12 protein-coding genes are annotated in these 13,997 nt (G+C 62.1%); 8 read left to right on the forward strand and 4 right to left on the reverse strand.

What is annotated here, in order from left to right; genetic code table 11:
* Nucleotides 1-135: 135 nt before the first annotated feature.
* Nucleotides 136-3,156, forward strand: a complete 3,021-nt coding sequence (gene ydiJ, locus IAE33_RS18545; RefSeq protein ID WP_201164584.1) for a D-2-hydroxyglutarate dehydrogenase YdiJ — start codon at nt 136-138, stop codon at nt 3,154-3,156.
* Nucleotides 3,157-3,238: 82 nt separating this feature from the next.
* Here ydiJ and IAE33_RS24765 read toward each other — a convergent pair whose 3' ends face one another.
* The 3 genes from IAE33_RS24765 to phhA form a co-directional block, all read right to left on the reverse strand.
* Nucleotides 3,239-3,367 (reverse strand): hypothetical protein, encoded by a 129-nt coding sequence (locus IAE33_RS24765; RefSeq protein ID WP_268933268.1) that lies wholly within the window; start codon nt 3,365-3,367, stop codon nt 3,239-3,241.
* Between the two features lie 159 nt (nt 3,368-3,526).
* Nucleotides 3,527-3,883: a 4a-hydroxytetrahydrobiopterin dehydratase gene (locus IAE33_RS18550; protein ID WP_028635495.1), complete on the reverse strand. Its 357-nt coding sequence runs from the start codon at nt 3,881-3,883 to the stop codon at nt 3,527-3,529.
* 39 nt (nt 3,884-3,922) lie between these two features.
* Nucleotides 3,923-4,711 (reverse strand): phenylalanine 4-monooxygenase, encoded by a 789-nt coding sequence (gene phhA / locus IAE33_RS18555; RefSeq protein ID WP_201164585.1) that lies wholly within the window; start codon nt 4,709-4,711, stop codon nt 3,923-3,925.
* 254 nt (nt 4,712-4,965) lie between these two features.
* On the opposite strand from phhA, the gene IAE33_RS18560 reads away from it, so the two are divergent.
* The gene (locus IAE33_RS18560; RefSeq protein ID WP_201164586.1) at nt 4,966-6,525 is read left to right on the forward strand and encodes a sigma-54-dependent transcriptional regulator; all 1,560 of its coding nucleotides are present in this window, start codon (nt 4,966-4,968) and stop codon (nt 6,523-6,525) included.
* Between the two features lie 95 nt (nt 6,526-6,620).
* On the opposite strand, the gene IAE33_RS18565 is transcribed toward IAE33_RS18560, so the two are convergent.
* A complete protein-coding gene (locus tag IAE33_RS18565; RefSeq protein WP_028635498.1) occupies nt 6,621-6,875 on the reverse strand; it encodes a DUF2790 domain-containing protein in 255 nt (84 codons plus the stop codon).
* Between the two features lie 396 nt (nt 6,876-7,271).
* Between IAE33_RS18565 and acs the strand changes: the two genes are divergently transcribed.
* From acs to argR, 6 genes are all read left to right on the forward strand, one after another.
* Nucleotides 7,272-9,233: an acetate--CoA ligase gene (acs, locus tag IAE33_RS18570; RefSeq protein ID WP_028635499.1), complete on the forward strand. Its 1,962-nt coding sequence runs from the start codon at nt 7,272-7,274 to the stop codon at nt 9,231-9,233.
* Nucleotides 9,234-9,738: 505 nt separating this feature from the next.
* On the forward strand, nt 9,739-10,524 hold the full coding sequence (locus tag IAE33_RS18575) for an ABC transporter substrate-binding protein (RefSeq protein WP_201164587.1): 786 nt from the start codon (nt 9,739-9,741) through the stop codon (nt 10,522-10,524).
* Nucleotides 10,525-10,612: 88 nt separating this feature from the next.
* Complete coding sequence (locus IAE33_RS18580) at nt 10,613-11,302, forward strand: ABC transporter permease (RefSeq protein WP_028635501.1); 690 nt, start codon at nt 10,613-10,615, stop codon at nt 11,300-11,302.
* Nucleotides 11,299-11,997, forward strand: coding sequence for an ABC transporter permease (locus IAE33_RS18585; protein WP_201164588.1), 699 nt, complete (start codon nt 11,299-11,301; stop codon nt 11,995-11,997). The genes IAE33_RS18580 and IAE33_RS18585 overlap by 4 nt, the downstream gene beginning before the upstream one ends.
* A gap of 22 nt (nt 11,998-12,019) precedes the next feature.
* A complete protein-coding gene (locus tag IAE33_RS18590) occupies nt 12,020-12,784 on the forward strand; it encodes an ABC transporter ATP-binding protein (RefSeq protein ID WP_028635503.1) in 765 nt (254 codons plus the stop codon).
* Between the two features lie 98 nt (nt 12,785-12,882).
* On the forward strand, nt 12,883-13,863 hold the full coding sequence (argR, locus tag IAE33_RS18595) for a transcriptional regulator ArgR (RefSeq protein WP_201164589.1): 981 nt from the start codon (nt 12,883-12,885) through the stop codon (nt 13,861-13,863).
* The last annotated feature ends 134 nt before the right edge of the window (nt 13,864-13,997 follow it).

Below are 13,997 nucleotides of genomic sequence, written 5' to 3' on the forward strand. Positions count from 1 at the left end.
ATAGCGGCAGGATTATCCGTTTGCCCCTTAGGCAAAACTACAGGAACATGGCCCCATACGTCATCAGGCCAGCAGCGACCCATGCCGGCACGACACTGATCCCGCGAACCGCCATTATTCCGAGGCCATCCATCGATGATCGCCCAGCTGCAAACCGTTGCCCCCACCGCCGATTACCCTGCATTCCTCCAGGCCCTGCGCGACAGCGGCTTTCGTGGCGAGATAAGCGCCGACTACGGCACCCGCACGGTGTTGGCCACCGACAACTCCATCTACCAGCGCCTGCCCCAGGCGGCGGTGTTCCCGCTTGATGCCGATGACGTGGCACGTGTGGCCACCTTGATGGGGGAGGCGCGTTTTCAAGCGGTGAAGCTGACCCCGCGTGGCGGCGGTACCGGTACCAATGGCCAGTCGTTGACCGACGGTATCGTGGTCGACCTGTCCCGGCACATGAACCGCATCCTCGAGATCAACGTGCAGGAGCGCTGGGTGCGGGTGCAGGCCGGTACGGTGAAGGACCAGCTCAATGCTGCCCTGAAACCCCACGGGCTGTTCTTTGCCCCGGAGCTGTCCACCTCCAACCGTGCCACCGTCGGCGGCATGATCAACACCGATGCCAGCGGCCAGGGCAGCTGCACGTACGGCAAAACCCGCGATCACGTGCTGGAGCTGCACAGTGTGCTGCTGGGTGGTGAGCACCTGCACAGCCAGCCGATCGACGACGCTGCGTTGCAGGCGGCGTGCGAAGCGCCGGGGCGTGTGGGCGAGGTGTATCGCATGGCCCGCGAGATTCACGACACCCAGGCCGAGCGTATCCAGGCCACTTTCCCCAAGCTCAACCGCTGCCTGACCGGCTACGACCTGGCACACCTGCGCGACGAGCACGGCCGCTTCAACCTCAACAGCGTGCTGTGCGGTGCCGAGGGTTCGCTGGGCTATGTGGTCGAGGCCAAGCTGAATGTGCTGCCGATTCCCAAGTACGCGGTGCTGGTGAACGTGCGTTACGGCAGCTTCATGGATGCCCTGCGCGATGCCAACGCGCTGATGGCCCACCGGCCCCTGTCGATCGAGACAGTCGATTCCAAGGTGCTGATGCTGGCGATGAAGGACATCGTCTGGCACAGCGTTGCCGAGTACTTCCCGGCCGACCCCGAGCGCCCAACCCTGGGCATCAACCTGGTGGAGTTCTGCGGCGACGACCCCGCCGAAGTCAACAACAAGGTGCAGGCGTTCATCGAGCACCTGCGCACCGACACCGGTGTCGAGCGCCTGGGCCACACCCTCGCCGAAGGCGCCGAGGCGGTGACCCGGGTCTACACCATGCGCAAGCGTTCTGTGGGTTTGCTGGGCAACGTGGAGGGTGAAGTGCGCCCGCAACCCTTCGTGGAAGACACCGCGGTGCCGCCAGAGCAACTGGCCGATTACATCGCCGACTTCCGCGCATTGCTCGATGGCTATGGCCTGGCCTACGGCATGTTCGGGCATGTGGATGCCGGGGTGCTGCACGTGCGCCCGGCGCTGGACATGAAAGACCCGGCTCAGGCTGCGTTGGTCAAGCCCATCTCCGACGCCGTCGCGGCGCTGACCCGCCGCTATGGCGGCCTGCTGTGGGGTGAGCATGGCAAAGGCTTGCGTTCGGAATACGTCCCTGAATACTTCGGCGAACTCTACCCGTCGCTGCAGCGGCTGAAGGCAGCGTTCGACCCCCATAACCAGCTCAACCCGGGCAAAATCTGCACCCCTGCCGGCAGTAACGAGGGCTTGACCCGGGTCGATGGCGTGACGCTGCGCGGTGACCTTGACCGTACCATCGACGAGCGGGTCTGGCAGAGCTTCGGCAGTGCGGTGCACTGCAACGGCAATGGTGCCTGCTACAACTACGACCCCAACGACGCCATGTGCCCGTCGTGGAAGGCCACCCGTGAACGTCGGCATTCGCCCAAAGGCCGCGCTTCGCTGATGCGCGAATGGCTGCGTCTGCAGGGCGATGCCGGTATAGACGTGCTGGCCAGCGCGCGTGGCCAGGTGACCTGGCTTAAAGGCCTGCCGGCGCGCCTGCGCAACAATCGCGCCCGCCAGCAGGGGGAGGGCGATTTTTCCCATGAAGTGTACGACGCCATGGCCGGTTGCCTGGCGTGCAAATCCTGCGCAGGGCAATGCCCGATCAAGGTCAATGTGCCGGACTTCCGTTCGCGCTTCCTCGAGCTGTACCACGGGCGTTATCAGCGGCCCCTGCGTGACTACCTGATCGGTTCGTTGGAGTTCACCATCCCCTACCTGGCCCATGCGCCAGGGCTGTACAACGCGCTGATGGGGTCCAGGTGGGTCAGCCGCCTGTTGGCCGACAAGGTAGGCATGGTCGACAGCCCGCTGATCAGCCGCTTCAACTTCCAGGCCACCCTGACCCGCTGCCGCGTGGGCGTGGCTACGGTGCCGGCGCTGCGCGAGCTGACCCCGGCCCAGCGCGAGCGCAGCATCGTGCTGGTACAGGATGCGTTCACCCGCTACTTCGAGACACCGTTGCTGTCGGCCTTCATCGACCTGGCACACCGTCTGGGCCACCGTGTGTTCCTGGCGCCCTACAGCGCCAATGGCAAGCCTTTGCATGTGCAGGGCTTCCTGGGGGCATTCGCCAAGGCGGCCATCCGCAATGCTACGCAACTGCAAGCCCTGGCCGATTGCGGGGTGCCGCTGGTGGGCTTGGACCCGGCCATGACCTTGGTGTACCGCCAGGAGTACCAGAAAGTGCCTGGCCTGCAGGGTTGCCCGCAGGTGCTGCTACCCCAGGAGTGGCTGCTCAATGCCCTGCCAGAGCAGGCGACTGGCGCCACGGCCAGCTTCCGCCTGATGGCGCACTGCACCGAAAAAACCAATGCGCCCGCCAGCACCCGGCAGTGGGAGCAGGTATTCCAGCGTCTGGGTTTGAAGCTGGTGACCGAAGCTACCGGCTGTTGCGGCATGTCGGGCACGTATGGCCATGAGGCTCGCAACCAGCACACCTCGAAAACCATTTTCGAGCAGTCCTGGGCAACCAAGCTGGACAAGGAAGGGGAGCCGTTGGCAACGGGCTATTCGTGCCGCAGCCAGGTCAAGCGCATGACCGAGCGGCAGATGCGTCACCCATTGGAAGTGGTGTTGCAGTACGCCCGGGGTTGAGCCCCAGGTGTGGGGAGTGTGAAAACGTGATGACGGGGGTAGCCCGCAGGTCAGCCGTTTTCACACTGTCGGCGCGCGCGTTCTAGTCCTGTTCGGCGCTGGGTTGATCGTCACCCTCCTGCTCGCGTGCAGGTGCCGGCTCGGCGTGGGCGGTAACGGTGGGCTCTTCGGGGTTCAGGCTTGGGAAGGGAAAGTTCGGGATTTCATGCATCTCGTCGTTCCTCGCAAGTGTGAGTGAAAAGGCTGCGCCAGGCGCGTGTAAGGCTTCGCAAAGCTGAGGCAGGATACACAAGTCTGGGTGACAGTTTCGATTTTTCCCGTTCGCCGGTTGCTATAGCGGGCGGATACCGGACGGATCCGCCCGCCGCTATCACTTGCGGCCTTCGGCACCCTCGGCGACCTTGTCGGTGCGCGCGCACATGATGAAGTCGTTGCGGTGCAGGCCTTTGATCGAATGGCTCCACCAAGTCACCGTCACCTTGCCCCACTCGGTCAGCAGCCCGGGGTGGTGGCCTTCGGCCTCGGCGATTTCGCCGACCGCGTTGGTGAAAGCCAGGGCATGTTTGAAGTTCTTGAACAGGAACACACGCTCCAGTTCCATATGGCCGTCGCGAACTTCAATGTTCCAGTCCGGAATTTCGCGGATCAGTTCGGCCAGTTCCTGCTCGGTGACCTTTGGCGCATCGGCCCGGCAGGCTTCGCAGTGGGCTTGGTTCAAGGCGTTCATAGGGTATTTTCCAGTTCGAGTTGTTATCGGCAGGGCGGCTCAGGCAGCCGCCTTGGGCGGAAACTTCGGGGCGTGCAGGCCCAGCTGCGAAGCTTGCCGCACCATGCCCATGATGTCTTCGTGGGCCAGGTCAAACAGCCGCTTCATGTTCGGCAGCACGAAGTACAGCGGCTGCAGAATGTCGATACGGTAGGGCGTGCGCATGGCTTCGATCGGGTCGAAGGCCTGGTGTTCCGGTTCGCCCGAGAGGCTATATACGGTTTCCTTGGGTGACGAGAGAATACCGCCGCCGTAGATCTTGCGGCCCTGCGGGGTCTCCATCAGGCCGAATTCGATGGTCATCCAGTACAGCCTGGCCAGGAACACCCGCTGCTCCTTGCTCGCGGCCAACCCCAGCTTGCCATAGGTGTGGGTGAACTCGGCGAACCAGGGATTGGTGAGCAACGGGCAGTGGCCGAAAATTTCGTGGAAGATGTCGGGTTCTTGCAGGTAATCCAGCTCTTCAGCGGTGCGAATGAACGTGGCCACCGGGAAACGCTTGCTGGCCAGCAGTTCAAAGAAGGTCTGGAAGGGAATCAGTGCAGGTACGCGGGCAACCTGCCAGCCCGTGGTGGTACCGAGCACCTTGTTGATTTCACCCAGCTGCGGAATGCGGTCATGGGGCAGGCCCAGCAGCTCGATGCCGTCCAGGTACTCCTGGCAGGCGCGGCCTTCGATGACCTTCAGTTGGCGGGTGATCAGGGTATTCCACACCGCATGATCTTGCTGCGGGTAATCGATAAACCCCTGCGCATCGGGCTCTCTTGCCACGTACTGCGTGTGCTTCATGGGTGTCTCCTGGTGAACGCTGTTCTTGTTGTGTTCAGGACATGCATCAGGAATAGCGCTTCCGGGCGGCGGTTGCACCGGGTGGTGAGCACGGCATGGGGGTTAATAAGCGTGGGATTCGTAACGATTGTTTTACAAATCACCCTGGGCGTTGGAAAATCCGCTACATGCAGGCGGTAAATAGCCTGATCTTGGAAAGTTAACTTTACAGATTTTCACAGGCTGGATGATAAACATCGGGTCTTGGAGCGCGCATGCGTATCAAAGTGCATTGTCAGAACCGCGTAGGCATCCTGCGGGACATCCTCAACCTGTTGGTGGAATACGGTATCAACGTGCTGCGCGGCGAGGTGGGGGGTGACCACGGCAATGCCATCTACCTGCATTGCCCCAACTTGATCAATTTGCAGTTCCAGGCGTTACGGCCCAAGTTCGAGGCCATTGCCGGGGTGTTCGGGGTCAAGCGAGTGGGGTTGATGCCCAGCGAGCGGCGGCACATGGAGCTCAATGCCTTGCTCGGGGCGTTGGAGTTTCCGGTACTGTCCGTAGACATGGCGGGTAGCATCGTCGCCGCCAACCGGGCTGCGGCGCAGTTGCTGGGGGTGCGGGTAGACGAGGTGCCCGGCATGCCGCTGGCGCGTTACGTGGAGGACTTCGACCTGCCGGAGCTGGTGCGGGCCAACAAGTCGCGTATCAACGGGCTGCGGGTCCAGGTGAAAGGGGGGGTGTTCCTGGCGGATATCGCACCGCTTCAATCTGAGCACGATGACAGCGAGGCCCTGGCGGGTGCGGTGCTGACACTGCACCGCGCCGATCGTATCGGCGAGCGCATCTACAATGTGCGCAAGCAGGAGTTGCGCGGCTTCGACAGCATCTTCCAGAGTTCGCGGGTGATGGCCGCCGTGGTCCGTGAAGCGCGGCGCATGGCGCCGCTGGATGCGCCATTGCTGATCGAAGGCGAGACGGGTACGGGTAAAGAGCTGCTGGCCCGCGCCTGTCACCTGGCCAGCCCCCGGGGCCAGTCGCCGCTGATGGCCCTCAACTGCGCCGGGTTGCCGGAATCCATGGCGGAAACCGAGCTGTTCGGTTATGGCCCCGGGGCATTCGAGGGCGCCCGTGCGGAGGGCAAGCTGGGGCTGCTGGAACTCACCGCTGGCGGTACGTTGTTCCTCGATGGGGTAGGGGAGATGAGCCCGCGGCTGCAGGTGAAGCTGCTGCGCTTTTTGCAGGACGGCTGCTTCCGAAGGGTGGGTAGCGACGAAGAGGTGTACCTGGATGTGCGGGTGATCTGCGCCACCCAAGTTGACCTGTCCGAACTCTGCGCGCGGGGTGAATTCCGCCAGGACCTGTACCACCGCCTCAATGTGCTGTCCCTGCATATTCCGCCCCTGCGTGAATGCATGGATGGCCTGGACGGGCTGGTGGAGCATTTTCTCGACCAGGCCAGCCGGCAGATTGGTTGCCCCCTGCCACGGCTGGCCGCCGCTGCACGGGAAAAACTGGCCGCCTATAACTGGCCGGGTAATGTACGGCAACTGGAAAACGTAGTGTTCCAGGCGGTTTCTTTATCGGAAGGAGGCGTGGTGAAAAGTGAGCATGTGCGCCTGCCTGATTATGGCGTCCGTCAACCGTTGGGGGATTTTTCGCTGGAGGGTGATCTTTCCGCGATTGTGGGGCGTTTTGAGAGGGCCGTGCTGGAAAGTTTGATGGGGGAGTTCAAGAGCAGTCGCGCATTGGGCAAACGGCTAGGCGTATCGCACACTACGATTGCCAACAAGTTGCGGGATTATCAACTCGGCAAGTCGCTGGACTAAACTTATTAATGATGACGCGTTAGGCAGTTATATAGGCTCCCTGTGGCGGCGGGTATCACCGCGAAGGGGCCCCGCAGGGCCCCGTTCACACGGTATCACCCATTCGAGCAACCACCGCCCATGACGCGGTATTCAAGGATGTGTCGCTGGCCCTGCGAGTCTTCGTAGGTCATGCGCGCGGGTACCACTTCGCAGACATTGGGTACTTCGCTCAGGGAAATGACGTGGGCGATGTCCAGATGCTGCGAGTAGCTGTACTGTTCGACCGGAATCTGCTCAGCAACCTTGACGTCGTCGGCCATTGCCGCACCGCACAAGCTGCCAAGTACCAATACCAGTAACGCTTTCATTTTTCGTTTACCTATATAAGGCCGTGAGGGGGTGCACGCGGCACACTGGGCGCCGCGACTGCAGTTGTTGCAATCAGTTACTTTAATAAGAAGATTAACGGTTGCCTGTGTGGGGGGCGGGTGTCAGTCGTTAATCCATGTGCCGTTGTTGGCGAGGTGAATTCTAGGGCGGCGGTTTAACTTGAAACAGTGGCGCTTTTGATAAAGTGTTTTGGCAGAATTGGTAACAATCTTGTGCTCCGCCTGGCGCGTGCAATGCCGAGCGGTGAAGGCATGGCCTGCGCAGTTTCCAGCGACCTGCCGGGGAAATTACTACCAACGTCGAATGGCGTTTATCGCTCTGGTACAGTTACAACGGTCCCATACAAAAACAACTATTACACCGAGGTAAATAAGATGAGTGCGGCTCCACTGTATCCCGTTCGTCCCGAGATCGCGGCCACCACCCTGACCGACGAGGCCACCTACAAGGCCATGTACCAGCAATCGGTGATCAACCCGGACGGCTTCTGGCGTGAGCAGGCCCAGCGTCTGGACTGGATCAAGCCGTTCACCAAGGTCAAGCAGACCTCGTTCGATGACCACCATGTGGACATCAAGTGGTTCGCCGACGGCACTCTGAACGTTTCCTCCAACTGCCTCGACCGCCACCTCGAAGAGCGCGGTGACCAGCTGGCCATCATCTGGGAGGGCGACGACCCTTCCGAGCACCGCAACATCACCTACCGCGAGCTGCACGAGCAAGTCTGCAAGTTCGCCAACGCCCTGCGCGGGCAGGATGTGCACCGCGGTGATGTGGTCACCATCTACATGCCGATGATCCCCGAGGCCGTGGTGGCCATGCTGGCTTGTGCCCGCATCGGCGCGATCCACTCGGTGGTATTCGGTGGTTTCTCCCCCGAGGCCCTGGCCGGGCGCATCATCGATTGCAAGTCCAAGGTGGTGATCACTGCCGACGAGGGTGTGCGCGGTGGCCGCCGTACGCCGCTCAAGGGCAACGTCGACCTGGCGTTGACCAACCCGGAAACCAGCAGCGTGCAGAAGATCATCGTGTGCAAGCGCACCGGTGGCGACATCGCCTGGCACCAGCATCGCGACATCTGGTACGAAGACCTGATGAAAGTGGCCTCCAGCCACTGCGCACCGAAAGAAATGGGCGCCGAAGAAGCCCTGTTCATCCTCTACACCTCTGGCTCCACCGGCAAACCCAAGGGCGTACTGCACACTACCGGTGGTTACCTGGTGTACGCGGCGCTCACCCATGAGCGCGTGTTCGACTACCGCCCGGGCGAGGTGTACTGGTGCACAGCCGACGTGGGTTGGGTCACTGGCCACAGCTACATCGTCTACGGCCCGCTGGCCAACGGGGCGACCACGCTGCTGTTCGAAGGCGTGCCGAACTACCCGGACATCACCCGCGTGTCGAAAATCGTCGACAAGCACAAGGTCAACATCCTGTACACCGCACCCACTGCCATCCGCGCGATGATGGCCGAGGGGCAGGCGGCGGTAGACGGCGCCGACGGCTCCAGCCTGCGCCTGCTGGGTTCGGTGGGTGAGCCGATCAACCCTGAAGCCTGGAACTGGTACTACAAGACCGTTGGCAAGGAGCGCTGCCCGATCGTCGACACCTGGTGGCAGACCGAAACCGGGGGCATCCTGATCAGCCCGCTGCCAGGTGCCACGGCCCTCAAGCCAGGTTCGGCCACCCGGCCGTTCTTTGGTGTGGTGCCGGCTTTGGTGGACAACCTGGGCAACCTGATCGAGGGGGCCGCCGAGGGCAACCTGGTCATCCTCGACTCCTGGCCGGGCCAGTCGCGGTCGCTGTATGGTGACCACGACCGCTTCGTCGATACCTACTTCAAGACCTTCCGCGGCATGTACTTCACCGGCGACGGCGCGCGCCGCGACGAGGACGGCTACTTCTGGATCACCGGCCGTGTGGACGACGTGCTCAACGTGTCCGGCCACCGCATGGGCACCGCCGAAATCGAGAGCGCCATGGTGGCCCATGCCAAAGTGGCTGAAGCCGCCGTGGTGGGTGTGCCGCACGACATCAAGGGCCAGGGCATCTATGTCTACGTCACCCTCAATGCCGGCATTGAGCCTACCGAGCAATTGCGCCTGGAGCTGAAGAACTGGGTGCGCAAGGAAATTGGCCCGATCGCTTCGCCAGACGTCATTCAGTGGGCCCCGGGCCTGCCAAAAACCCGGTCGGGCAAGATCATGCGCCGCATCCTGCGCAAGATCGCCACCGGGGAGTACGATGCGTTGGGTGATATCTCTACCCTGGCAGACCCTGGGGTGGTGCAGCACCTGATCGACACCCACAAGGCGATGAACTTGGCGACTGCCTGAGCGGGCCATCGCCGGCAAGCCGGCGGTTAGTGGCCTCCTGCAAACCCCGCCCGAGCATTCGGCGGGGTTTTTGCTTTATTGTTACCCGACATTCATCGGTAACCCGATCTGTCACCGCCGCGCACCACCCCGGGGCGCCAGGAAACACTCCGTGCCCATTCCAGGGCGTTTTCAAGGCGTTGGGCAGCTGGCGAAACGCCGGACTTGCCGTCCTACAAGGCTTTGCCAATAATAGGCCCAGGAATTGCTAGACTCGTAGGTTCTATATTCTTGCGCTTTTGCATATTTTGCATAGGCTGTCAACATCGCCCGCAGTGGTTTCAAGCGCTTCTGTAAGTAGTTGTCGCTTTGAAGAAATATCGACTACCGGGCTGTCGTTAAAATGCCACTCACTCGCTCGTGGTCTGCGACCTTGGTCGAACCCTGCGCGGCTCGCGTTGTACCCATTCGCATATCGGGCAGCCGTTACCTGCCTTGTATTGCCCCGTACCGATGGAGTTACCTGATGAAGAAGCTCGCACTGCTTGGCGCCCTGGCGCTGTCTGTGTTTTCCCTGGTGTCGCAGGCCGATGAAAAACCGCTGAAAATCGGCATCGAAGCCGCTTACCCTCCGTTCGCCTTCAAACAGCCCGACGGCAGCATCGCCGGTTTCGACTACGACATCGGCAATGCGCTGTGCGCAGAAATGAAGGCCAAGTGCACGTGGGTCGAGCAGGAATTCGACGGCCTGATCCCCGCCCTGAAGGTGCGCAAGATCGACGCCATCCTGTCGTCCATGTCGATCACCGACGACCGCAAGAAGTCGGTTGACTTCACCAACCGTTACTACCTCACACCCGCGCGCCTGGTGATGAAGGAAGGCTCCACCGTCAGCGACAGCCTGGATGAACTCAAGGGCAAGAAGATCGGCGTGCAGCGCGGCTCGATCCACGACCGTTTCGCCAAGGAAGTGCTCGCACCCAAAGGCGCTACCGTTGTGCCTTACGGCACCCAGAACGAAATCTACCTGGATGTGGCGGCAGGCCGCCTGGACGGCACCGTGGCCGATGCCACCCTGCTGGAAGATGGCTTCCTGAAAACCGATGCGGGCAAGGGCTTTGCCTTCGTCGGCCCATCGTTCACCGACGTGAAGTACTTCGGTGACGGCGTCGGCATCGCCGTGCGCAAAGGGGACAAGGAAAACCTCGACCGCATCAACGCGGCCATCGCCGCCATCCGTGCCAACGGCAAGTACAAAGAGATCGAGAAGAAGTACTTCAACTTCGACATCTACGGCCCGGAAACCAACTAAGGCTTCGGGCACCCCCTGTGCAATGGTGCAAACAGCAGAGGTTCTGAGGTTTGCACCATTTTTCATTCTCTAGGTCGAGGACCACAACATGTTGAAAGGCTACGGGGCAGTCATCCTCGACGGGGCGTGGCTGACGCTACAGCTCGCCCTGTCGTCGATGGCCCTGGCCATCGTGCTCGGCCTGATCGGCGTGGCGCTGCGCTTGTCGCCCGTGCGCTGGCTGGCCTGGCTGGGCGACCTGTATTCCACGGTGGTGCGCGGCATCCCGGACCTGGTGCTGATCCTGCTGATCTTCTATGGCGGGCAAGACATCATCAACCGCGTTGCGCCGCTGGTTGGCTACGATGACTACATCGACCTGAACCCGCTGCTGGCGGGTATCGGTACCCTGGGCTTCATCTTTGGCGCCTACCTGTCGGAAACCTTCCGTGGTGCGTTTCTGGGTATCCCCAAAGGGCAGGCCGAGGCGGGCGTTGCCTATGGCATGAGCGCCCGTCAGGTGTTCTTCCGTATCCAGGTGCCGCAGATGATCCGGCTGGCGATCCCGGGCTTTACCAACAACTGGCTGGTACTGACCAAGGCCACTGCACTGATCTCGGTGGTGGGCCTGCAGGACATGATGTTCAAGGCCAAGCAGGCAGCCGACGCCACGCGTGAGCCGTTTACCTTTTTCCTGGCGGTGGCCGCGCTGTACCTGGTGCTGACCAGCGTGTCGCTGCTGGCGCTGAAGTATCTGGAGCGCCGCTACTCGGTGGGCGTGAAGGTGGCTGAACTATGATCTTCGACTACAACGTGGTCTGGGACGCTTTGCCGATGTATATCGACGGCCTGCTGACCACGCTCAAGCTGCTGGCCATCTCCCTGTTCTTCGGCTTGCTGGCGGCCATTCCGCTGGGGTTGATGCGGGTGTCCAGGCAACCGGTGGTGAACCTCACCGCCTGGCTCTATACCTACGTGATCCGTGGCACACCGATGCTGGTGCAGCTGTTTCTGATCTACTACGGCCTGGCCCAGTTCGAAGCCGTCCGCCAGAGCGTGTTCTGGCCGTTGCTGTCCAGCGCCACGTTCTGTGCGTGCCTGGCCTTCGCCATCAACACCAGTGCCTACACCGCCGAAATCATCGCTGGCAGCCTGAAGGCCACGCCCCATGGCGAGATCGAAGCGGCCAAGGCCATGGGCATGTCGCGCATGAAGATGTACCGCCGCATCCTGTTGCCGTCCGCCCTGCGCCGTGCACTGCCGCAGTACAGCAACGAGGTGATCATGATGCTGCAGACCACCAGCCTGGCGTCGATCGTTACCCTGATCGACATCACCGGCGCTGCGCGTACGGTCAACGCTCAGTACTACCTGCCCTTCGAGGCCTATATCACGGCGGGCGTGTTCTACCTGTGCCTGACCTTCATCCTGGTGCGCCTGTTCAAGATGGCCGAACGCCGCTGGCTCGGCTATTTGGCGCCGCGCAAGCACTGACCGCTTTGTGAGAATCGACAGCATGTACAAACTCGAAGTCCAAGACCTGCACAAGCGCTACGGCAGCCATGAGGTGCTCAAGGGCGTTTCTCTGGCGGCCAAGGCTGGCGACGTCATCAGCATCATCGGCTCCAGCGGTTCAGGCAAGTCCACGTTCCTGCGCTGCATCAACCTGCTGGAGCAGCCCCACGCGGGCAAGATCCTGCTCAACAACGAAGAGCTGAAGCTGGTGGCAGGCAAGGACGGCGCGCTCAAGGCCGGCGACCCCCGCCAGTTGCAGCGCATGCGTTCACGCCTGGCCATGGTGTTCCAGCATTTCAACCTGTGGTCGCACATGACCGCGCTGGAGAACATCATCGAAGCCCCGGTGCATGTGCTGGGCATGAACCGCAAGGAAGCCCTGGAAAAGGCTGAGCATTACCTGGCCAAGGTGGGGGTGGCCCACCGCAAGGACGCCTTCCCGGGGCACATGTCGGGCGGTGAGCAGCAGCGCGTGGCCATTGCCCGCGCCCTGGCCATGGAGCCGGAAGTGATGCTGTTCGACGAGCCTACCTCGGCCCTGGACCCGGAGCTGGTGGGCGATGTGCTCAAGGTGATGCAGGCGCTGGCCCAGGAAGGCCGCACCATGGTGGTGGTCACCCACGAGATGGGCTTCGCCCGCGAGGTGTCCAACCAGTTGGTGTTCCTGCACAAGGGCCTGGTGGAAGAAACTGGCTGCCCGCGTGACGTGCTGGCCAACCCGCGCTCGGAGCGCCTGAAGCAGTTCCTGTCTGGCAGCCTCAAGTAAAGGCTGCTTTTTTGCACCACAATAGGGCATGCTGCGTTTCAAGCGCAGCCTGACCCGGCGCACTGAATCGAACGACCCCAGGTTTCGGACCGCACCCTATGACCACCCAGCGAATCGGTTTTCTCATCTGGCCCAGTACCAGGCCCCTGACCTTGGCGCTGGCAGAGGAAGCCTTGCAGGTGGCGCAGCGGGTGCACCCTGAGGTGATCTACGACCTGCTCTTTCTGCAGGCCGAGCCCGCCCAGGACGGCAGCTGGCGCTTGCCTGGCGAGGCGTGGAACGGGCGCCTCGAAGGCTGCCACAAGCTGTTTGTGCTGGCCGACGAACCGCCTGCCGGTATAGGCGCCGCGCTGTCCACCGCCCTCAAGCAACTGGCCCGCAGTGGGTGCATGGTGGGCGGGTTGTCTGCCGGGGTGTATCCGCTGGCCATGCTGGGCCTGCTGGACGGTTACCGGGCGGCGGTGCATTGGCGTTGGCAGGATGATTTTGCCGAGCGTTTCCCCAAGGTAATTGCCACCAGCCACCTGTTCGACTGGGACCGCGACCGCCTCACGGCCTGCGGCGGCATGGCGGTAACCGACCTACTGCTGGCGGTGCTGGCCCGTGATCACGGGGCAGAGCTGGCGGGGGCTGTGTCGGAGGAGCTGGTGGTCGAGCGCATCCGTGAAGGGGGCGAGCGCCAGCGGATCCCGTTGCAGAACCGGCTGGGGTCCAGCCATCCCAAGCTCACCCAGGCGGTGCTGCTGATGGAGGCCAACATCGAAGAGCCCCTGACCACCGACGAAATCGCCCAGCACGTGTGCGTTTCGCGCCGGCAACTGGAGCGCATCTTCAAACAGTACCTGAGCCGGGTGCCGAGCCAGTACTACCTGGAACTGCGCCTGAACAAGGCGCGGCAGATGCTGATGCAGACCAGCAAGTCGATCATCCAGATCGGCCTGTCGTGCGGGTTCTCTTCAGGGCCGCATTTTTCCAGTGCCTACCGCAATTTCTTCGGCGCCACGCCGCGGGAAGACCGCAACCAGCGGCGCAGCAGCAGCCCGTTCGAATTGAGTTCGGCGGCGGTCGACAAAGGCTGAGTTCGTCGCAACGTAGTCTTGTAGGCGCCGCACCCCTGCCGGTGAACACCTCACAGCCCCTCTATATGTGAACACCCGTTCACCCAGTCTTCGCTCTGCCGTACACTGCGCGATTGCGACAGTGTTTGTCGCAT

The organism is Pseudomonas sp. S60 (assembly GCF_016647865.1).
Classification (GTDB): domain Bacteria; phylum Pseudomonadota; class Gammaproteobacteria; order Pseudomonadales; family Pseudomonadaceae; genus Aquipseudomonas; species Aquipseudomonas parafulva.